The organism is Skermanella rosea (assembly GCF_016806835.2).
GTDB classification, from domain to species: domain Bacteria; phylum Pseudomonadota; class Alphaproteobacteria; order Azospirillales; family Azospirillaceae; genus Skermanella; species Skermanella rosea.
The window spans coordinates 5,107,997-5,125,921 of the sequence record NZ_CP086111.1 but is presented as its reverse complement, the minus strand read 5'-3'; the positions used below and the strand labels follow the sequence as shown (position 1 = coordinate 5,125,921).

Annotated in this window: 19 protein-coding genes; 11 read left to right on the top strand and 8 right to left on the bottom strand. The window is 69.3% G+C overall.

Annotation, left to right across the window (positions count from 1 at the left end; translation table 11 throughout):
- Window positions 1–63: 63 nt before the first annotated feature.
- The 3 genes from JL101_RS23930 to JL101_RS23920 all read left to right on the top strand — a co-directional run bounded on the left by JL101_RS23930 (window position 64) and on the right by JL101_RS23920 (window position 2,758).
- Window positions 64–258 carry a DUF4170 domain-containing protein gene (locus JL101_RS23930; protein WP_203098060.1) on the top strand — a complete coding sequence of 65 codons (195 nt, stop codon included), beginning with the start codon at window positions 64–66 and terminating at the stop codon, window positions 256–258.
- A 581-nt stretch (window positions 259–839) separates the two neighbouring features.
- Window positions 840–1,403 (top strand): DJ-1/PfpI family protein, encoded by a 564-nt coding sequence (locus tag JL101_RS23925; protein ID WP_201076800.1) that lies wholly within the window; start codon window positions 840–842, stop codon window positions 1,401–1,403.
- Window positions 1,404–1,600: 197 nt separating this feature from the next.
- Window positions 1,601–2,758, top strand: a complete 1,158-nt coding sequence (locus tag JL101_RS23920) for a DUF1207 domain-containing protein (protein WP_203098059.1) — start codon at window positions 1,601–1,603, stop codon at window positions 2,756–2,758.
- Window positions 2,759–2,870: 112 nt separating this feature from the next.
- On the opposite strand, the gene kynA is transcribed toward JL101_RS23920, so the two are convergent.
- Both kynA and kynU read right to left on the bottom strand, forming a co-directional pair.
- Window positions 2,871–3,707: a tryptophan 2,3-dioxygenase gene (gene kynA / locus JL101_RS23915; RefSeq protein ID WP_203098058.1), complete on the bottom strand. Its 837-nt coding sequence runs from the start codon at window positions 3,705–3,707 to the stop codon at window positions 2,871–2,873.
- A gap of 23 nt (window positions 3,708–3,730) precedes the next feature.
- The gene (kynU, locus tag JL101_RS23910; protein WP_203098057.1) at window positions 3,731–4,972 is read right to left on the bottom strand and encodes a kynureninase; all 1,242 of its coding nucleotides are present in this window, start codon (window positions 4,970–4,972) and stop codon (window positions 3,731–3,733) included.
- 158 nt (window positions 4,973–5,130) lie between these two features.
- Between kynU and JL101_RS23905 the strand changes: the two genes are divergently transcribed.
- The 5 genes from JL101_RS23905 to JL101_RS23885 all read left to right on the top strand — a co-directional run bounded on the left by JL101_RS23905 (window position 5,131) and on the right by JL101_RS23885 (window position 8,548).
- Window positions 5,131–5,523 carry a group III truncated hemoglobin gene (locus tag JL101_RS23905; protein ID WP_203098056.1) on the top strand — a complete coding sequence of 131 codons (393 nt, stop codon included), beginning with the start codon at window positions 5,131–5,133 and terminating at the stop codon, window positions 5,521–5,523.
- Window positions 5,524–5,629: 106 nt separating this feature from the next.
- A complete protein-coding gene (locus JL101_RS23900) occupies window positions 5,630–5,914 on the top strand; it encodes a PepSY domain-containing protein (protein ID WP_203098055.1) in 285 nt (94 codons plus the stop codon).
- Window positions 5,914–6,474 (top strand): cytochrome b/b6 domain-containing protein, encoded by a 561-nt coding sequence (locus JL101_RS23895; protein WP_203098054.1) that lies wholly within the window; start codon window positions 5,914–5,916, stop codon window positions 6,472–6,474. Before JL101_RS23900 ends, JL101_RS23895 begins: the two co-directional genes overlap by 1 nt.
- An 8-nt stretch (window positions 6,475–6,482) precedes the next feature.
- Window positions 6,483–7,163, top strand: coding sequence for a response regulator (locus JL101_RS23890; protein ID WP_203098053.1), 681 nt, complete (start codon window positions 6,483–6,485; stop codon window positions 7,161–7,163).
- Window positions 7,160–8,548, top strand: coding sequence for a sensor histidine kinase (locus JL101_RS23885; protein WP_203098052.1), 1,389 nt, complete (start codon window positions 7,160–7,162; stop codon window positions 8,546–8,548). The genes JL101_RS23890 and JL101_RS23885 overlap by 4 nt, the downstream gene beginning before the upstream one ends.
- Here JL101_RS23885 and JL101_RS23880 read toward each other — a convergent pair.
- The 5 genes from JL101_RS23880 to JL101_RS23860 all read right to left on the bottom strand — a co-directional run bounded on the left by JL101_RS23880 (window position 8,514) and on the right by JL101_RS23860 (window position 13,504).
- Entirely contained in the window at window positions 8,514–9,617 is a 1,104-nt protein-coding gene (locus JL101_RS23880; RefSeq protein WP_228435122.1) for a COX15/CtaA family protein, read from the bottom strand. The two genes, JL101_RS23885 and JL101_RS23880, sit on opposite strands and share 35 nt — an antisense overlap.
- Before the next feature lie 137 nt (window positions 9,618–9,754).
- The gene (locus tag JL101_RS23875) at window positions 9,755–10,207 is read right to left on the bottom strand and encodes a CBS domain-containing protein (RefSeq protein WP_203098051.1); all 453 of its coding nucleotides are present in this window, start codon (window positions 10,205–10,207) and stop codon (window positions 9,755–9,757) included.
- Between the two features lie 149 nt (window positions 10,208–10,356).
- On the bottom strand, window positions 10,357–11,694 hold the full coding sequence (locus JL101_RS23870; protein WP_203098050.1) for an HlyC/CorC family transporter: 1,338 nt from the start codon (window positions 11,692–11,694) through the stop codon (window positions 10,357–10,359).
- A gap of 58 nt (window positions 11,695–11,752) precedes the next feature.
- Window positions 11,753–12,862, bottom strand: coding sequence for a 3-dehydroquinate synthase (aroB, locus tag JL101_RS23865; RefSeq protein WP_228435121.1), 1,110 nt, complete (start codon window positions 12,860–12,862; stop codon window positions 11,753–11,755).
- A gap of 48 nt (window positions 12,863–12,910) precedes the next feature.
- On the bottom strand, window positions 12,911–13,504 hold the full coding sequence (locus JL101_RS23860; RefSeq protein WP_203098048.1) for a shikimate kinase: 594 nt from the start codon (window positions 13,502–13,504) through the stop codon (window positions 12,911–12,913).
- Between the two features lie 290 nt (window positions 13,505–13,794).
- Between JL101_RS23860 and JL101_RS23855 the strand changes: the two genes are divergently transcribed.
- The 3 genes from JL101_RS23855 (at window position 13,795) to JL101_RS23845 (ending at window position 17,231) form a co-directional block, all read left to right on the top strand.
- Window positions 13,795–13,935 (top strand): hypothetical protein, encoded by a 141-nt coding sequence (locus tag JL101_RS23855; RefSeq protein ID WP_192499217.1) that lies wholly within the window; start codon window positions 13,795–13,797, stop codon window positions 13,933–13,935.
- Window positions 13,936–14,040: 105 nt separating this feature from the next.
- Complete coding sequence (gene xerD / locus JL101_RS23850; protein ID WP_228435119.1) at window positions 14,041–15,018, top strand: site-specific tyrosine recombinase XerD; 978 nt, start codon at window positions 14,041–14,043, stop codon at window positions 15,016–15,018.
- 101 nt (window positions 15,019–15,119) lie between these two features.
- Complete coding sequence (locus tag JL101_RS23845) at window positions 15,120–17,231, top strand: hybrid sensor histidine kinase/response regulator (RefSeq protein ID WP_203098047.1); 2,112 nt, start codon at window positions 15,120–15,122, stop codon at window positions 17,229–17,231.
- On the opposite strand, the gene JL101_RS23840 is transcribed toward JL101_RS23845, so the two are convergent.
- Window positions 17,218–17,901: an endonuclease III domain-containing protein gene (locus JL101_RS23840; RefSeq protein WP_203098046.1), complete on the bottom strand. Its 684-nt coding sequence runs from the start codon at window positions 17,899–17,901 to the stop codon at window positions 17,218–17,220. The two genes, JL101_RS23845 and JL101_RS23840, sit on opposite strands and share 14 nt — an antisense overlap.
- Window positions 17,902–17,925: the final 24 nt, after the last annotated feature.

The following is a 17,925-nucleotide window of genomic DNA, read 5'->3' as shown; positions in this document are numbered from 1 at the left end:
CGGAGCGCATCACCGGATTTCACCCTGAGAGACTTCAACCCTACGAGAGCGATGGAGAGTGTCATGGGAAGCAACAATCGTTTCTGGGTCGTCGGCGGCGAGTACAAGGACACCCGTTTCTCCGAGATGAAGGACGGCACCCAGAAGATGTTCGGACCGTTCGACAGCTATGAGAAGGCCCGGTCCAAGTGGCAGGCCCAGGCGGAGGCGACCCGCAGCAACTGCCACATGCGCTTCACCATCGCGCAGGAAGGCTGACGGCGCGGCAGCACCGTTCCCATCCCAGTGTTGGAGCAGACTGGCGGCGGTGAGATCCCTCACCGCCGCTTTTTTCCGTCCGGCCTCGTCTCTGCGCGCCCCGCGGCTCTCCAGCCGCCGTCTTCCAGGCTTGCGCAAGGCGCGTACCTCGTATGTGCGAAATCATGTCGCCCGACCCGCCAATCACAGGGTCCGGAGCGGATGAGTTGGTCATGGCGGCATTGGGCCACTACCGGCCGGGCGGCGGCCGGTACCCATCGGTTGCGCTGCGGAATTAAACATTGACTTGGCGCAGGAAAGCCGCCACTTAACCCTCATGCTTCGAAAAGCTTGACGGTGCCTTTGCGCCCCGGCTACGGTCGCGCCCCTTCCGGGACAGACCGTCTCACAGGCATCTGCATCTCGCGCGTTGGCCGAGCCCGCTTCAGATCCGTTCAGGTGAGGGGTCGGTGGATCGAGCCGCTTCACGGCGGACCTCGCTGCGATTTCTACAGTTGCCGACGTGGTTCGCCGGGTTGTCGCAGCCGCGGCGGGCCGAAGCGTCCGACGTCACACGACACAACCAATGGAGGATTGCTTTGATGGATCAGCCGCTCGCGGGTAAGACCATCGCCATCCTGGTGGCTAACGGTTTCGAAGAAACCGAAATGACCGAGCCCCAGCGCGCCCTGCTCAAGACCGGTGCCAGCCTTAAGGTGATTTCGCCTGAGCAGGGTCTGGTGAACGGTTGGCATGGCAAGGCCTGGGGGCATTATTTCCCGGTCGATCAGCAGATCGCCGAGGTTCTGGCAGCCGATTTCGACATGCTGATCCTGCCCGGCGGCGAGCGCAGCGTCGCGAAGCTGGCCGGAAATCCGCATGTCCGCCGGATCATCGGCAGCTTCATGGACGGCGGCAAGCCGGTCGCGGCGATCGACGACGGCGTCAGCCTCCTGGCCGTGGCCCAAAAGGTCAAGGGCCGCACCGTCACCGCCTCGGAGACGGTCCGCGAGTCCCTGGAAGCCGCCGGCGCCGTGTGGAGCGAGGAGCCGATCACCCTCGACAAGGCCCTGGTCACCGCCGACGGCCTCGACAGCCTGCCGGCCTTCGTCGACCAGCTCGTCAAGTCGTTCACGGACGCCGCCCAGGTCAAGAAGGCCGCCTGACGGCCTTCCCAACCTTTCCGACGTTCGTTCGAAAACGCCGCATCCTTCGGATCGCGGCGTTTTTCGTTTCTTCCCGGCCCCGGTGGTAACTTTTCCGGACACGAGGGAGCCAAGGAGCGGTCTCGCGCGTTTCCACGCCGCAGCCTCCTTTCCGCCGTGGTGAAAGGCGGCTCGTCGAAGCCGGAGAAGAAAAGCCCGTGATTCCGTCCCAAATCCGACGCCATGGCCTGGCGTCCGTCCTCTGCCTTGCCGCCTTGTCCGGAGTCGCCGGCGGGAATCCGGCATCCGCCCAGGCGCCCGACGACGCCTTCATCGCCGGCTATGCCGCCGCGATCGTCCAGCGCGAATTCGGTCTGGCCGCGTCCAAGGTCACGGTGTCGGGCGGCGTGGTCCAGGTCGATGCCGAAGCCCTCGCCTCCTCCGCCGGTCCGCGCCTGCGCACCGCCCTGTCGGAGATTCCCGGCGTCTCCGACGTGAGGGTGCGCGAGGCGGCCGTGCCGCCCGTGCCCGCGCCGGGACCCGTGCTGGCACAGCCGCCGGCCGACGCTCCCGGCGCCCCGGCCACCGCGGTCGTGGCGCAGGGCGCGGAGATCCTGCCGCGCAACAACCTGTTCGAACCGCTGATCGCCGATCCCCGCTGGCCGCGTTTCTCGGCCAGCTACCGGTACTACCTGGACGATCCGGACGTGGAGCATGCCGGCGCGGTCAGCTTCGGCGAGACCTTTCCCCTGTACCGCAACAGCCTGTTCGGCGGGCGCTGGGAGATCGGTTTCCAGGCCGCCGTCTTCTCGATCTTCGACCTGAACAGCGACAGCATGGACCTGGTGAACGCGGACTACTGGGTCGGCGTCCCGGTGTCGTGGCGGCGGGGCGATTTCTCGGTCCTCGGGCGGATCTTCCACCAGAGCTCCCACCTGGGCGACGAATATCTGCTGCGCGAGGAAATCGACCGGTCCCGGCGCATCAACCTGAGCTACGAGGCTGTCGAGGGGTTGGCCTCCTACGACATCAACGACGAGTTCCGGGTCTATGGCGGGGTCAGCTACCTGTTCGACCAGGAGCCGTCGGACCTGGAGCCCTGGGGCACCCAGGCCGGCGTGGAGTACGAGAGCCGGGACACCTATGCCGGCGGCCTGCTGCGCCCGGTGGCCGCGGTGGACATGAAGTTCCGCGAGGAGGCGGACTGGGACATGGACTTCTCGCTCCAGGCGGGTTTCCAGCTCGAAAGCTCCTTGCTGGCACCCCGGAACATCCGGCTGCTGGCGGAATACTACAACGGCTCGAACCCCAACGGGCAGTTCTACTCCCGCAAGCTGGAGTATATCGGGTTCGGCATCAACGTTCAGCTCGACTGACGTTCGGATTGGGCCACAGATGCACGCAGACGGGTTCCGGTTCATGAACTCTTTGCGGCCGGCGAGAGCTTGATCAACAGATGGATCTGCGTTTATCTGTGTTCATCTGCGGCTAATTCAATTCGGTCCGCACCTCCCACAGTTCCGGGAAGAACGTCATGTCGAGTGCGCGGCGGAGATAGCCGACGCCGGCGGTGCCGCCGGTGCCGCGCTTGAAGCCGATGATCCGCTTCACCGTGGTCATGTGGCGGAACCGCCATTGCTGGAACCAGTCCTCCAGGTCGACCAGCTCCTCGCCAAGCTGGTAGAGGTCCCAGTGCTGCCGGGTGTTGCGATAGACCTCCAGCCAGGCCGACAGCACGGTGGGATCGCTGCGGTGGGGGGTCGAGAGGTCCCGGTCCAGGACCTCCCGGGATATGGCGAAACCGCGCCGGGCCAGCAGCCGGACCGTGGCGTCGTACAGGCTGGGGCCTTCGAGCGCCGCCTTGAGGCCGGCATGCAGGTCCTCGCGGTGGCGGTGGGGCGCCAGCATCGAGGCGCGCTTGTTGCCGAGCAGGAATTCCATCATGCGGTACTGGTGCGACTGGAAACCCGAGGACTGGCCGAGCCGGTCGCGGAACTTCAGGTAGTCGGCCGGGGTCAGGGTGGACAGGATGTCCCAGGACTGGATCAGCTGGCTCTGGATCCGCGAGACCCGCGCGAGGTTCTTGAAGGCCGGCTGGAGATCGTCGCGCTCCAGCCCGGCGATGGTGGCCTGAAGCTCGTGGATCGCCAGCTTCAGCCACAGCTCGGTCGCCTGATGGATGACGATGAACAGCATCTCGTCATGCTGGTCGGACACCGGCTGCTGGCAGGCCAGCAGGGGATCGAGCCTGAGATAGTCGCCGTAGCTCATGGCGCCGCTGAAATCGGTGTGGGCGCCCGATTCCCCGTGGTCGGAATCTTCCATGAGGGTTTCTCCTTGCCTTCGATTCAAGTGACCGCGGCGCGGCGGTGGAATTCCGGGCGGTCCCATTCGCCGCTCTCCATCACGGCGCGCAGATGCTCGACCGCCCGCCAGACGTCGGCATAGCCGACATAGAGCGGCGCGAAGCCGAAACGCAGGATGTCGGGCGCCCGGAAATCGCCGATCACGCCGCGCCGGATCAGCGCCTGCACGATGGCGTAGCCCTGCCCGTGGGCGAAGCAGACCTGGCTGCCGCGTTCCGAAGGGTCGGCCGGAGAGGCGAGGCGGAAGCCGTGGGTGCCGCAGCGGGCGGAGACCAGGTCGGCGAACAGGGTGCCGAGCGCCATGGACTTGGGGCGGAGCGTCGCCATGTCCGCCTCCAGCATCAGGTCCACCCCGACCTCCAGCGCGGCCAGGCTGATCACCGGCGGCGTGCCGACCAGCATCCGGTCCAGGCCATCGGCGGGGCGATAGTGCCCGTCGAAGGCGAAGGGGGCGGCGTGGCCCATCCAGCCCGACAGCGGCGGGGCCAGGGTGTCGTGGTGGCGGGCGGCGGCGAACAGGAAGGCCGGCGCGCCGGGGCCGCCGTTCAGGTACTTGTAGCCGCAGCCGACCGCGAAATCGGCGTCGCAGCCGTTGAGGTCGACCGGCACGGCGCCGGCGCTGTGGGCGAGGTCCCACAATGTCAGCGCGCCGGCGGCCTGCGCCCGGCGGGTCACGTCGGCCATGTCGTGGATCCGGCCGCTGCGATAATTCACGTGGGTCAGGGAAACCAGCGCCACGTCACCGTCGATCGTGTCCACCAGCTCGTCCGGCCCGGCCAGCCGCAGCTCGTGACCCTGGCCGAGAAGATCGACCAGACCTTGCGCGATGTAGAGGTCGGTCGGGAAATTGTCCGGTTCGGACAGGATGACCCGGCGGCCGGGACGGAGCCGCAGGGCCGCCGCCATCAGCTTGAACAGGTTGACCGAGGTCGAATCGGCGACCCTGACCTCGCCGGGGCCGGCGCCGACCAGCCGCGCGATCTTGTCGCCGACGCGCCGCGGCAGGTCGATCCAGTGGTGGGCGGTCCAGCTTCCGATCAGGTCGCGGCCCCACTCGGCCTCGACCACGGAGGCGACCCGCGCCGCCGTCGCCCGGGGCAGGGCGCCCAGAGAGTTGCCGTCCAGGTAGATGACGCCGTCGGGCAGGGCGAAGCGGTCGCGGAACCGGGCCAGCGGGTCGGCGGCGTCAAGCGCCTCGCAGGCGGCGAGATCGATCTCCGGCATCGGCCGGCCCCTTCGGTTGTTTCCAGGCGTTGACGGCACACTGCACGATATCGGGAGCGGAAACCAGGGGGCGACCTAGCGACGCACAAAGATGCTTTCCATGTGCATGTTATCTCCCGCGGGCTACGGTGGGAGCCGACCCGAGACCGGAGGAAGCCATGAGGTTCGACAGCATCACCGAAGAGGCCATCGTCACCCTGGTGGACCGCTTCTACGCGCGCATCCGCGACGACGCGGAACTCGGCCCGGTGTTCGAGCGGGTCGTGGACGGCCAATGGGACCGGCATCTCGGGACGATGTATCGGTTCTGGTCCTCGGTCATGCTGAAGACCGGGACCTACCATGGCAGCCCGATGCAGGCCCACATGCGCATTCCCGGGATCAAGGCGGAGTTGTTCGCCCGGTGGCTGTCCCTGTTCGAGGAGACCGTCGCCGAGCTGTTCGAGCCGCCGCAGGCCGACCGCTTCCTGGAGCGGGCGAGGCGCATCGCGGAGAGCCTGCAGCTGGGCCTGTTCTTCCGGCCGGGTGCCGCGGCGGTCCTTTCCGCCTGAAGGCCCGGTTTCGTCAGGCTGCCGTCAGGCGGGGCGCCTAGGGTCTCCTTCATCGATCAACGGCGCGGACCATCCCGGTCCGCCGACATCGGAAGGAGAACGCGTCATGAAGAAGCCCGTCCTGCTTGGCACCGCCACGCTCGCCCTTGCCCTGCTGGCCGGCCCGGCATCGGCCGGTCCGAACTGCACCAAGGAACCCAGGGACAAGTGGCTTTCCGAAGCGGACATGAAGCAGAGGATCGCCGAGATGGGGTACCGGGACATCCGGACCTTCAAGACCACCAGCGGCAACTGCTACGAGATCTATGGCTACGACAAGGACGGCCGCAAGGCGGAAGTCTATTTCGATCCGATCGATGCCAGGATCGTCAAGGCGGAGGTCGACGACTGATGACGGGAACGGGCATCGGCGGCGGCGTGGCCGGCGGCATCCGGCACGGGTCGGTCATGGTCTGGGATCCGGTCGTCCGCCTCTTCCACTGGGTGGTCGTGGCGGGATGCGCCGCCAACCTCTTCATCGTCGAGGACGGCGGGCTGGCCCACGAGGTCATCGGCTACGCGGTCGCGGCGGTCCTGGCCGTCCGGATCGCGTGGGGCTTCGTCGGGACGCGCCATGCCCGCTTCTCCGACTTCGTGCCGACGCCGGCCCGGTTGGTCCGGTACGTCTCGCTCCTGCTGCGGGGGCGCGAACCCCGGCAACTCGGCCACAACCCGGCCGCCGCGGTCATGATGGTCACGCTGATGGCGCTGCTCGCGGCCGTCAGCATCACCGGCTGGATGGCGACGCTCGACGCGTTCTGGGGCGTCGAGTGGGTCGAGGAGCTTCACGAGGGCACGGCCGACGCGATACTCTGGCTGGCCCTGATCCATGCCGCCGCGGCGATCTATGAAAGCGTGCGGCATCGCGAGAACCTGGTCCGGGCGATGATCACCGGCCGGAAACGGATCTGAGGATCGGCATGAGGCTCCTGCTCGTCGAGGACAACGAAAGGCTCGCCGGCCTGATGGCCGGCGGGCTCGCCCGCGCCGGGTTCGCGGTGGACGCCTTCGGGTCCCTGGAGGAGGCGGATGCCGCCGTCGCCGCTGCGGACTACGACCTGATCCTGCTCGACCTGGGCCTGCCCGACGGGGACGGGCTGGCCTGGCTCAAGGCTTTCCGGGGCCGCAGCCAGGGCATCCCGGTGCTGGTCGCGACGGCGCGGGGCGGCCTGGGCGACCGGGTGTCGGGGTTGGACACCGGGGCGGACGACTATCTTGTCAAGCCGTTCGAGATGGACGAGCTGCTGGCCCGCTGCCGGGCGCTGCTGCGCCGCCCCGGCTCCTGCCTCGCCACGGTCCTGACGGCGGGCAACGTGGCCTTCGATACCGTCTCGCGCAGGATCAGCGTCGGCGGGCGGGCGATCGACGCGCCGCGCCGGGAACTCGACCTGATGGAGATCCTGCTGCGCCGCGCCGGGCAGGTGGTGACGCGCCCGGTCCTGGAGGAAAGCCTCTACGGGTTCAACGACGAGGTGACGCCGAACGCGCTGGAAGCCCACGTCTCGCGGCTGCGGCGCCGGCTTGCCGAGGCCGGGGCGGACGCGGCGATCCACACCGTGCGGGGAGTCGGCTACCTGCTGCGGGCCGAGGGGGCCGCGTGACCGGCCGGCTCGGCATCGGGGTGCCGCGGCAGCGGCGGTCGGTGGCGCAGCTGATCACCGTACGCCTGGTCGTGGTGGCGATCCTCGTGATGGCGGCCCAGGTCGTCCTGGTCGCCTTCCACTATGGGCTGGACGGCAGCCGGCTCGGCCTGCGGGTCGCCGCGAGCGAGGCGGAGCGGCTGGCCGACCATGTCGCGGCGGGCGCCGACGGCCGTCCGGTGCTCGATCTGCCGGAAGAGCATGCCGCACGCTACCGGCGCCATCCCGATGCCTACGGCTTCCGCATCGTCGACGGCCGGGGAAACGTCGTCGCCGGGATGAATGACGGCTTGTTCACGGTTCCGCTGCCGGAACCCGCCACCGCACCCGACCTGTTCTGGCGCACCATCCCCGACGGCACGGGGCAGGTCCGCATCCTGGCGCAGCGCTTCGACGCGATCAAGCCCGGTTTCCTGATCTGCGTCGCGATCGCCGCCGATCCGGACCATACCGCTTGGGGCGTGCTGGCGCACGAGGTGATGGACCATGTGGCGATCCCCATGGTGCCGCTGGCCCTGCTGCTCCTGGCCGTCAACGTGTTCGCGGTCCGGCGCACCCTGCTGCCGCTGGGGCGGGCCGCCGGGCAGGCCAGGAAGCTCGACGTGCGGCGCGGCGGCCTGCGCTTGGATGCGGGTGAGGATCTGCCGAGGGAGGTCCATGCGCTGGTGAGCGCGGTCAACGCGGCGTTGGGAAGGGCCGACGAGGTCCTTCGCTTCCAGCGCGACTTCACCGCCAACGTGGCCCACGAGCTGCGCACGCCGCTGGCCGTCCTTCTCCTGGAACTGGACGGGATCGGAGGGCCGGCCGCGGCGGCGGCCAAGCGGGACGTGCAGGCGATGTCCCGGCTGGTCGACCAACTCCTGCGGGTGGCCCAGCTGGAAGGACTGGCCGCCGAACCGCCCGCCCGGGTCGATCTGGCCGAGGTCGGGCGCGAGACGGTCCGGCGCTTGGCCCCGCTGGCGGTCGACCAGGGCAGGGAACTGGAGTTCCAGGACGACGGCGCCGCCGCCGTCGCGGGGCATCGCGACGCCATCGCGGGCGCCCTGCGGAACCTGGTGGAGAATGCCCTCCGGGCGACGCCGCGCGGAACCGCCGTCACCGTGGTCGCCGGCCCGGGGGCGGTGATCGAGGTCCGCGACCGGGGACCGGGCATCGAGCCGGCTCTGCGCGACGGTCTTTTCGACCGCTTCACGCAAGGCGACAGGCGGACCCGCGGCGCCGCCGGCCTGGGTCTGGCGATCGTGGCCAAGGCGATGGAGATCCATGCCGGCGGCGTCACGGTCGCCGGGCGGGCCGGCGGCGGAAGCTGCGTCAGGCTGCTCTTTCCGGAGCCCCCGCCGCCCTGACCTCGTAGCGGAACCAGACCAGCAGGCCGATCAGTGTCAGGGCGCCGGCTTGGTGGGCGGCGGCGACCGGGATGGCGACGACGGTCAGCAGGGTCGCGATGCCCAGGACGATCTGGAGCAGCATCATCGCGCCGGCGGCATAGGCCAGCCTGTGGCCGCGCGGGCTCAGGTCGGTCCGGGCGGCGCGCCACGTCAGGGCCAGCACCACGATGCCGGTGGCGATGGCGAGCCAGCGGTGGGTGAACTGGACCGCCGCGTGGTTCTCCACCAGGTTCAGCGGGGCCGGGTCGAGGAACCACATGTCGGACGGCACGAGCTGCCCGCCCATCAGCGGGAAGGTGTTGTAGATCATGCCGGCGTCAAGCCCGGCGACGAAGGCGCCCCAGGCGACCGTCACCGCGACGAAACCGAGCGCCAGCCCGGCGTGGCGCCTCAGGGACGGCGCCGCGGCGCTGCGGCCCGACAGCGGCTTCGGGTCGAGCAGCCCCAGGGCCACCCACAGCATCAGCGCGAAGATCAGGAAGGCGATGCCGAGATGGAGCGCCAGGCGGTAATGGCTGACCGAAGGCCGGTCGACCAGACCGCTGACCACCATGAACCAGCCGATCCCGCCCTGCAGTCCGCCCAGCACGAAAAGCCCGACCAGCTTGGGCATCAGGCCCTTGGGGATGCGCTTCGTCGCCCAGAACCACAGGAAAGGCAGCAGGAAGGCGAAGCCGATCAACTGGCCCCACAGGCGGTGGAACCATTCCCAGAAGAAGATCAGCTTGAACTCGTCCAGCGACATGCCGGCATTGACGTAGCGGTATTCCGGCGTCGCCCGGTACAGGTCGAACACCCGGTTCCACTCGCCCTCCGACAGCGGCGGCAGCATGCCGATCAGCGGTTTCCACTCGACCATGGACAGGCCCGACTCGGTCAGCCGGGTGATGGCGCCGATCACCGCCATGGCGAACACCATGCCGCAGCAGAAAAGCAGCCATACCGCGATGGCCCGGGCTTGCCGGGCATCCGCGGACGATGCCGCGGCGGGCGCCGCATGCCGGGGCGCCGGATATGTTAGGGACAAGGCTCCAACCCAATCTGATTATTTCAGGATGTTCCGCACCACCGCTCTATGTGGCGCGCGGCGGCGCCGCGTCAAACATCCGAGGGGATGCCGCATGCGGCCGGAAGTCGCATGCGGCATCCCGCAGCACCCGGTGATCAGGCGCCGATCGAGTATTCCTGCCCGAAGATGAACGAATCGCGCTCCTTGATCTCCTGTTCGAGCTGGGAATGGACGGCCGCGTACAGGTCGCGGATGGAGACGATGCCGACCACGACCCCGTCGCGGAGGACGGGCAGGTGGCGGTAGTTGTGCTTGCGCATCAGGTCGAGCGCCTCGATCGCCATGGCGTCGGGCGGCAAGGTGTCCGGGCCGGCGGTCATCACCTGGCCCAGGGGGGTGGTCTTGGGGTCGAGATCCTCGGCCACGACGCGGGTGACCAGGTCGCGTTCGGTGAAGATCCCCTTCAGGCCGTTCCCCTCCATCACCAGCACCGCACCCACCCGGCGATCGGCCATCGCCTTGACCGCCGCGCCGACCATGTCATCAGGCTTGAACGAAATGACTTCCTGTTCCCGGACCACATCCGGGACCAATTTACGCTTCGGCATTATCCCTATCCCTCTCCACCTGCGGACGGAACTGTCCAGGCCCGGGGCTCTCTGCCAGAACCCCGGACGGAAAGTTGCAATCGATCATACGCAATCTTGTATAAGATTTTTCGCGTAATTGCGATTTTGGCAGGATCGTGCGTGGGTGGTCAAGCCGAAGCGGAAGCGGCGGCGTCTCCGCGGTCGCGCCTCGCGTCGTCGGCGTCTTCGGAGTCGGCGGGCGGGGTGATGCGCAGCGCCGTGATCTGGTTGCGCTGGCGGCGCAGCACCTCGAAGCGGAAGCCGTAGAAGCTGAAGGTCTGGCCGACGTCCGGGATGCGCCGCGCCTCGTACAGGACCAGCCCGGCGATGGTCGAGGCCTCCTCGTCGGGCAGCCGCCACTCGAACTCGCGGTTCAGGTCGCGGATGGTCACCCAGCCGTCCACGATGTAGGTCCCGTTCGGCTGGGGCCGCACGCCGGCCACCGCGATGTCGTGCTCGTCGGAGATGTCGCCGACGATCTCCTCCAGGATGTCCTCCAGGGTCACGATGCCCATCAGGGAGCCGTACTCGTCCACGACGAGCGCGAAATGCTCGCGCCGGCGGCGGAACTCCTGGAGTTGGTCGAACAGGGTTGTGGTGTCGGGGATGAACCAGGGATCGGCGGCGATGGCGCCGATGTCCAGCTTCTCCAGGTCGCCGCCGTTCGCCTGCACCTCGCGCAGCAACGCCTTGGCGTGCAGGACCCCGACGATGTTGTCCGGCTCGTCGCGCCACAGCGGCAGGCGGGTGAAGGGGCTCTCCAGCACCTCCTGGACGATCCGCGCCGGCGGCTGGCCGGCGTCGATCGTCACCAGGTTGCGCCGGTGGGTCATGATCTCCATCACCTCGACATCGGCGAGATCCAGGATCGAGCGCAGCATGGCGCGCTCGTGCCGGACCTCCTCCTCGTCACCGGGATCCTCGCCCCGGTGCAGCTCGATGGCGCCCCGCAACTCGTCGATGTTGGACTGTACGCCGACATTCTCGATGCCCGAGCCGAACGCCCGCAGCACCGCGCTGACCAGCACGTTGACCGCCGCGGTGATCGGCGAGAACACCATCACCAGGAACCGCACCGGCCGGCCGACGAACAGCGCCGTCCGCTCGGCGTGGCGCAGCGCGTAGGTCTTGGGCAGCACCTCGGAGAAGATCAGCACCATCAGCGTCATGCCGAGCGTGGCATAGGCCACGCCGGCGTCGCCGACGAGCTGGATCAGGACGCTGGTCGCCAGCGACGAGGCCAGGATGTTGACCGTGTTGTTGCCGAGCAGCAGCCCGCCGATCAGCTTCTCCTTGTCGTCGCGCAGCCGGTTGACGACGGTGGCGCGGCGGTCGCCCTCGTGTTCGAGTTGGTGCATCCGCGCCTTGGACGCAGCGGTCAGCGCCGTCTCGGACCCGGAGAAGAAGGCCGACATCACCAGCAGGGCGAGGATCGCTCCGATGGTTATCCAGAGCGTCAGGTCCATGATTGCGGGGCCTCGGTAACGGATAGGGGAGGGGCTGCTGCGGGCCGGGGGCCGGCGGTCAGCGGGCCTGGTCCAGCACCGCCGCGACCTCCCGCCCGTCGATGTCGCGGGCGGTGAAGGCCTGGCCGATGCCGCGCGCCAGCACGAAGGTGATCCGGCCGTCCTGGACCTTCTTGTCCTTCGCCATGTGCCCCAACAGTTCCTGCGTGTCCCATGTCACGCCCGCGACCTGGCCGAGCCGGGTCGGCAGGCCGATCGCGTCGAGATGGCGCCGCACCCGGCCGGGAATCTCGGCGTCGCACAGGCCGAGCCGGGCGGAAAGGTCGAACGCCAGCCCCATGCCCAGCGCCACGCCTTCGCCGTGGAGCAGCCGGTCGTCGTAGCCGACCGCCGCTTCCAAGGCGTGGCCGAAGGTGTGCCCGAGGTTGAGCAGGGCGCGGCGGCCCGATTCGCGCTCGTCCTGGCCGACGATAGCGGCCTTGGCGGCGCAGCTCACCGTCACCGCCCGGACCAGCGCCTCCGGCTCGCCGGCGCAGACGGCGGCTCCGTTCTCCTCCAGCCAGGCGAAGAAACCGGGGTCGTCGATCAGCCCGTACTTCACCACCTCGGCATATCCCGCCAGCATGTGGCGGCGGGACAGGGTGGCGAGCACGCCGGTGTCGGCCAGCACCAGGCGGGGCTGGTGGAAGGAGCCGACCAGGTTCTTGCCCTGGCGCGTGTTGATCCCGGTCTTGCCGCCGACCGAGCTGTCCACCTGGGCCAGCAGGGTCGTCGGGACCTGGACGAAGTCGAGCCCGCGCAGCGCCACGGCCGCCGCGAAGCCGGCGAGATCGCCGATCACGCCGCCGCCGAGCGCCAACAGCAGGGTGGACCGCTCGATGCCGCGGCCGAGCAGGTCGTCGAGCAGGGCTTCCAGATGGGCGAAGCCCTTGGTCTTCTCGCCTGCGGGAAGGACGATCGCCGGGCCGTTGCGCCGGACGCCCGCCCCGTCGAGCGAGGCCTCCAGGGCCGGCAGGTGGAGCGGGGCCACGGTGTCGTCGGTCACCACGACGACCGGCCGCCGGCCGGCCAGGGCGGAGATCCGCGCGCCGGCCTGGGCGATCACGCCCGGGCCGATCACGATGTCGTAGCCCCGCTCGGCCAGATCGACCCGGACGATGTCCTGCATGGTGTCAGTCTTTCCCATTAATCCAGCCCAGAGATCCAGATAGCCGGTTCAGCCGCCGTCCGCCAGGGTGACGCCTGGATAGGCGCCGAGCGCCTTCAGCACGCGCTCGACGGTCTCCTCGGGCGGGGCGTCGATGCTGTCCACGGTGATGTCCGCCTCCGCGTAGACGGGGTATCTCACGTCGATCAGGCGGCCCAGGATCTCGCGCGGGTTGCCCTGCTTCAGCAGCGGCCGGTTGCTGCGCCGGGAGGTCCGGGCCAGCAGCACGTCCAGCTCGGCGCGCAGCCAGACCGAGATGCCGTGGCTGCGGATCAGGGCGCGGGTCTCGGGGTCCATGTAGGCGCCGCCGCCGGTCGCCAGGATATGCGGCGGGTTGTCCTGGAGCAGCCGGCCGATCACCCGGCGCTCCCCGGCGCGGAATTCGGCCTCGCCGAACTGCTCGAAGATCTCCTCGATGGTGCGGCCGGCAGCGGTCTCGATCTCGTTGTCGGCATCGCGGAAGGGCAGGTGCAGCCGCGCCGCAAGCCGTCGCCCGATGCTCGTCTTCCCGGCTCCCATCAGGCCGACCAGCACCACGGTCCGGGGCACCGCGAGGCGAGGGACCGCCGAGCGCGGCGAGGCGACAGACTGTTGGGCGTTCATGGAACGGACGCGGCCTTCTGCGAACAGGATTGACAGTTGGTTATATTGCGCTGCGACGATGCCATCGGTACAGTATAGCGTCTTCAACCTTTGGGCAGGGTGAGGATCCGCCGGCCGACCCGCAGGGGGACGGCTTCGGATCCCGACCGGACCGCCCGCAGGTCGGGACCGTGCCTAAAAAAGGCCATGGTGTTCCTTAACACAAGGCATTTCGTCTTCTCCAGATCAATGACGGTGCCGTGGCTCGCTCTCGCAACCGCCCGTATTCGGGCTCATCCTCGACTGGTATCATGTCCCGCTTGCTCAGCGTCCTGATCGTTCTCGTCCTGATAGTCGCCGCCGGCGGATCGGTGTTCCTGGCGACCTGGGACATTCCGGCGCCGTCCAGGACGGTGGAACGCGTCATTCCCGATGACCGATTCCCCCGCTGAGCGGCCGAACCGCCGCCTTCCGCCGTCCCGGCGGGGACGGCGGCGTGTCGCCGACCCATGCGCTGATTTGCCGCGCCCCTGTTCACCGTAGCGGAAAGCATGCCCATGGCACGTCCCGGACGCCCCCGAAAACCCAAGATGCTGGCGTCGCCGCGCGTCGAGGCCTTCCTCGACATGCTGGTGGCCGAGCGCGGCGCCGCGCACAACACGCGCCAAGCCTATGAGCGGGACCTGATCGACGCGGCATCGTGGCTGTCCACGCGCGGCACCGGGCTCGACGGGGCCGGCACCGACGACCTGAGGGGATATCTCGACCATCTGAGCGGGCTGGACGGCGGGACTGCGGTCCGCACGATCGCCCGGCGGCTGTCGGCGCTGCGCCAGTTCTACCGGTTCCTGTGCTCGGAGGGGCTGCGCACCGACGATCCGGCGGCGACCATCGACAGCCCGAAGCAGGGCCGCCCGCTGCCCAAGATCCTGACCGAGGTCGAGGTCGAGACGCTGCTGACGGCCGCCCAGCGCCGCGGCGGCCCGGACGGCATCCGGCTGGTGGCGCTGCTCGAGGTGCTCTACGCCACCGGGCTGCGCGTGTCCGAACTGGTCGGGCTGCCGCTGACCGGCATCGCGCGGGATGCCCGCTGCCTGATCGTCAAGGGCAAGGGCGGCAAGGAGCGCATGGTGCCCCTGTCCGAGCCCGCGCGCGAGGCGCTGTCCGCCTACATGCCGCTGCGCAAGGCCTTCATGGTGCCGGGGCGGGAGCAGCGCCAGGCGGCCTTCCTGTTCCCGTCGCGCACGTCGGAGGACGGGCACCTGACCCGCCAACGCTTCGCCCAGCTGCTGAAGGAACTGGCGATCGACGCCGGGATCGAGCCGCGCAAGGTCAGCCCCCACGTGCTGCGCCACGCCTTCGCGACCCATCTTCTGGACCACGGCGCCGACCTGCGCAGCGTCCAGAAGATGCTGGGCCATGCGGACATCGCGACCACCCAGATCTACACCCATGTGGTCGGCGACCGCCTCCGCCGAGTCGTCAACGACCACCATCCCCTGGCCCGTCCAAAGAAACTGGCCGGAGCCGACTGAAGACCTTTTGACAATTTCCAACGATGACGGCTGATCTTTTCCGATCCTTTGGCGCCGTCGCCTGTTTGCTGTTCGAACTGGGATGAGAAACGGGGATAATCATGGCCGGGGCGGCGGAGCAGCGCCTGGAGAAAAGCATCACACGCCTGCGCTGCCTTTCGGAGGCGATGGAGCGGATCCAGTCGGCCGGATCGCGGGAGAAGGTCATGGAGGCGGTCGGCGACGCGGCCGGGCGGCTGTGCGGGGCCGACGGGGTGACGGTCGTCCTGCGCGAGGGCGACGAGTGCCTCTACGTCGCCGAACGCGCGATCGGCCCGCTCTGGCGCGGACAGCGCTTTCCGCTGGAGTCCTGCATCTCCGGGTGGGCCATGCTGAACGGGCGGACCGCCGTGGTCCCCGACGTCTACCGGGACGACCGTTTTGCCGCCGACCCCTACCGGCCGACTTTCGTCAGGAGCCTGATCACCGTGCCGATCGGGAACGACGCGCCCGACTCGGCGATCGGGGTGTACTGGTCCGAGGTCCGGACGCCGGACGCGGAGGAGGTCGCGGCGCTGGAGACCCTGGCCCGCGCCGCGGCGACCGCTCTGCGCGCGGTCGGGCTGCTCCGGTCGCTCGGCGCCGCGAAGGACCAGGCGGAACGCTCCCATGCGCAGGTGCTCTCGAAGCTGGCCGAGCTGGAGAAGGCGGACGCGGCGCTGCGCACCAGCGAGGCGCGTTTCCGCATCCTGAGCGAGGCGATTCCCCAGCTTGTCTGGACGGCGGTCGGCGAGGGCGACTGGACCTGGGCGAGCCGCCAGTGGATCGCCTTCACCGGGCAGGACGGCGCCGAGGCGCTCCATTGGGGATGGCTGGCGCCGGTCCATCCCGACGACCGGGCGGCGACCCGCGTCGCCTGGAGCGCCGCGCCGCGGCACGGCCACCTGGATGTCCATCACCGGCTCCGCCGGGCCGATGGCTCGTACCGCTGGTTCCAGACCCGCGCCCTGCCGGTCCGCGGCACCGAGGGGACCGTCGTGCATTGGTGCGGCACCAGCACCGATGTCAGCGCCCTCAAGGAGATCGAGGCCACCATGCGGCAGGCGCGCGACGAGGCCGAAAGGGCCAACCGGGCCAAGTCGCACTTCCTGGCGACCGCCAGCCACGACCTCCGCCAGCCGGTGACGGCGGCGTGCCTCTACATGGACCTCCTGAACCGGCGGCTGACCGACCCGGATGCCAGGGCGCTTGCCGACATGGTGGAGCTGTCGTTGCACGGCCTGCGCGGGCTGCTCAACGGCCTGCTGGAACTCGCCCGCCTGGAAGCCGGCGTCGTCCGGCCGGACAAGGCGGCCTTCCCGCTGGATGCCCTGCTCCAGCGGCTCGCCGGCGAGTTCGCCGGACAGGCTCGGGCGACCGGACTGCGGCTCGCGGTGCCCGCGACCCCGCTCGCCGTGCTGACCGACCAGGTGATGCTTGAGCTGATCCTGCGCAACCTGATCGGCAACGCGCTGAAATACACGGTCCAGGGCGGCGTCCTGGTGCAGGCCGCCGAGGAGGACGGCACCGTCAGGATCGATGTCCGCGATACCGGAAAGGGCATTCCGGAGGATCAGCTCGCCCGGATCTTCGACGATTACTATCAGGGCGGCGATACGGTGGCTCCCCCGGGGGGCTTCGGCATCGGTTTGGCCACGGTCCGCCGGATCGCCGACGTGCTCGGGCTTCGCGTCGGCGTGACCTCCAGGCTCTCGGTCGGATCGACCTTCTCGGTCTGGGTGCCGCGGGCGGACGCGGTGTCACCCCGGCCCGCGGCGGCGCCTCCGGCCGGGACGGGTGACCTCGGGCGGCGCTCCGTACTGATGGCCGAGGACGATCCCATCATCGCCGCCGCCCTGATGATGGAGATGCGGGACTGGGGACTGGAGGTCACCCGGGTCTCCGGCGTGGGGGAACTCCGGGCCTGCCTCGCCGGGCGCGATTCACCCTTCGACCTGATCGTGTCGGATTACCGGCTCGGGGACGGCAGCGGCTTCGAGGCGATCGCGGCGGTCCGCGAGATGTGGCCGATCCCGGCGATCCTGGTGACCGGCGACACCGCGCCGGAGGTGCTCCGGCAGGCCGACCGGGACGGCATCCGCTTGCTCCACAAGCCGCTCGCGGGATCGGACCTCAAGCGGGCCATCGCCGGATCGCTGGAACCCGGGTCGCGGGGACCGGTCAGCGCGGATTGACCACGCCGACCTGGCGGCACATGGACAGCAGAAGGCAGGTCGAGCATTTCGGGCGGGCTGCCGTGCAGACGAACTTGCCGAACGGCACCAGGCGCTCGTTGATCTCGATCCAGTAGCGCTCGGGCAGCTTCCTTTCCAACTCCCCCATGGTCCGCTCCGGGGCCGTGGTCGCGACGTAGCCCCAGCGGTTGGCGATGCGGTGGACATGGACGTCGACCGCCACCGCCGGGCGGCCGAACCCCACCGCGAGGGTCAGGGCCGCGATCTTGGGGCCGACGCCGCGGAAGGCGGTCAGCGCCTCCGGGCTGTCGGGGACCCGGCCGCCGTGCTCGCCGAGGATCCGCCGGGCGATCTCCTTCAGGTCGCGGGCCTTGGGCTCGGGGAATGTCGCACCATCGAGCAGGGTTGCCAGCCGGTCCTCGGGCAGGCGCACGAAGTCCTCCGGGGTGCGCGCCTCCGCGAACAGGCGCAGGCAGACCTCGACCGTCGTCTCGTCGCGGGTGCGGGCGGAGATCAGGCTGCCGACGAGCTGCTCGAACGGCGTGCCGTAGCCCCGGTCCCGCAGGTCGAACATGGCGGCCTTGGGCAGGCCGGACACCGCCCGGCGCAGCCGCTCGAACATCGCGTCGATGTCGATCGGTTCCTTGCCTTGATTGGAAACGTCATGCATGGAAATCCAACCGCCCGGCGGGCG

What these genes read in the sequence shown, in the direction of transcription:
- JL101_RS23845 (WP_203098047.1), top strand. Translation starts at nt 15,120, where the DNA reads ATGGCCGGGGCGGCGGAGCAGCGCCTGGAGAAAAGCATCACACGCCTG.
- JL101_RS23870 (WP_203098050.1), bottom strand. Translation starts at nt 11,694, where the DNA reads ATGGACCTGACGCTCTGGATAACCATCGGAGCGATCCTCGCCCTGCTG.
- JL101_RS23925 (WP_201076800.1), top strand. Translation starts at nt 840, where the DNA reads ATGGATCAGCCGCTCGCGGGTAAGACCATCGCCATCCTGGTGGCTAAC.
- JL101_RS23875 (WP_203098051.1), bottom strand. Translation starts at nt 10,207, where the DNA reads ATGCCGAAGCGTAAATTGGTCCCGGATGTGGTCCGGGAACAGGAAGTC.
- JL101_RS23930 (WP_203098060.1), top strand. Translation starts at nt 64, where the DNA reads ATGGGAAGCAACAATCGTTTCTGGGTCGTCGGCGGCGAGTACAAGGAC.
- aroB (WP_228435121.1), bottom strand. Translation starts at nt 12,862, where the DNA reads ATGCAGGACATCGTCCGGGTCGATCTGGCCGAGCGGGGCTACGACATC.
- kynA (WP_203098058.1), bottom strand. Translation starts at nt 3,707, where the DNA reads ATGGAAGATTCCGACCACGGGGAATCGGGCGCCCACACCGATTTCAGC.
- JL101_RS23855 (WP_192499217.1), top strand. Translation starts at nt 13,795, where the DNA reads ATGTCCCGCTTGCTCAGCGTCCTGATCGTTCTCGTCCTGATAGTCGCC.
- JL101_RS23890 (WP_203098053.1), top strand. Translation starts at nt 6,483, where the DNA reads ATGAGGCTCCTGCTCGTCGAGGACAACGAAAGGCTCGCCGGCCTGATG.
- JL101_RS23860 (WP_203098048.1), bottom strand. Translation starts at nt 13,504, where the DNA reads ATGAACGCCCAACAGTCTGTCGCCTCGCCGCGCTCGGCGGTCCCTCGC.
- JL101_RS23905 (WP_203098056.1), top strand. Translation starts at nt 5,131, where the DNA reads ATGAGGTTCGACAGCATCACCGAAGAGGCCATCGTCACCCTGGTGGAC.
- JL101_RS23840 (WP_203098046.1), bottom strand. Translation starts at nt 17,901, where the DNA reads ATGCATGACGTTTCCAATCAAGGCAAGGAACCGATCGACATCGACGCG.
- JL101_RS23900 (WP_203098055.1), top strand. Translation starts at nt 5,630, where the DNA reads ATGAAGAAGCCCGTCCTGCTTGGCACCGCCACGCTCGCCCTTGCCCTG.
- JL101_RS23895 (WP_203098054.1), top strand. Translation starts at nt 5,914, where the DNA reads ATGACGGGAACGGGCATCGGCGGCGGCGTGGCCGGCGGCATCCGGCAC.
- xerD (WP_228435119.1), top strand. Translation starts at nt 14,041, where the DNA reads ATGGCACGTCCCGGACGCCCCCGAAAACCCAAGATGCTGGCGTCGCCG.
- kynU (WP_203098057.1), bottom strand. Translation starts at nt 4,972, where the DNA reads ATGCCGGAGATCGATCTCGCCGCCTGCGAGGCGCTTGACGCCGCCGAC.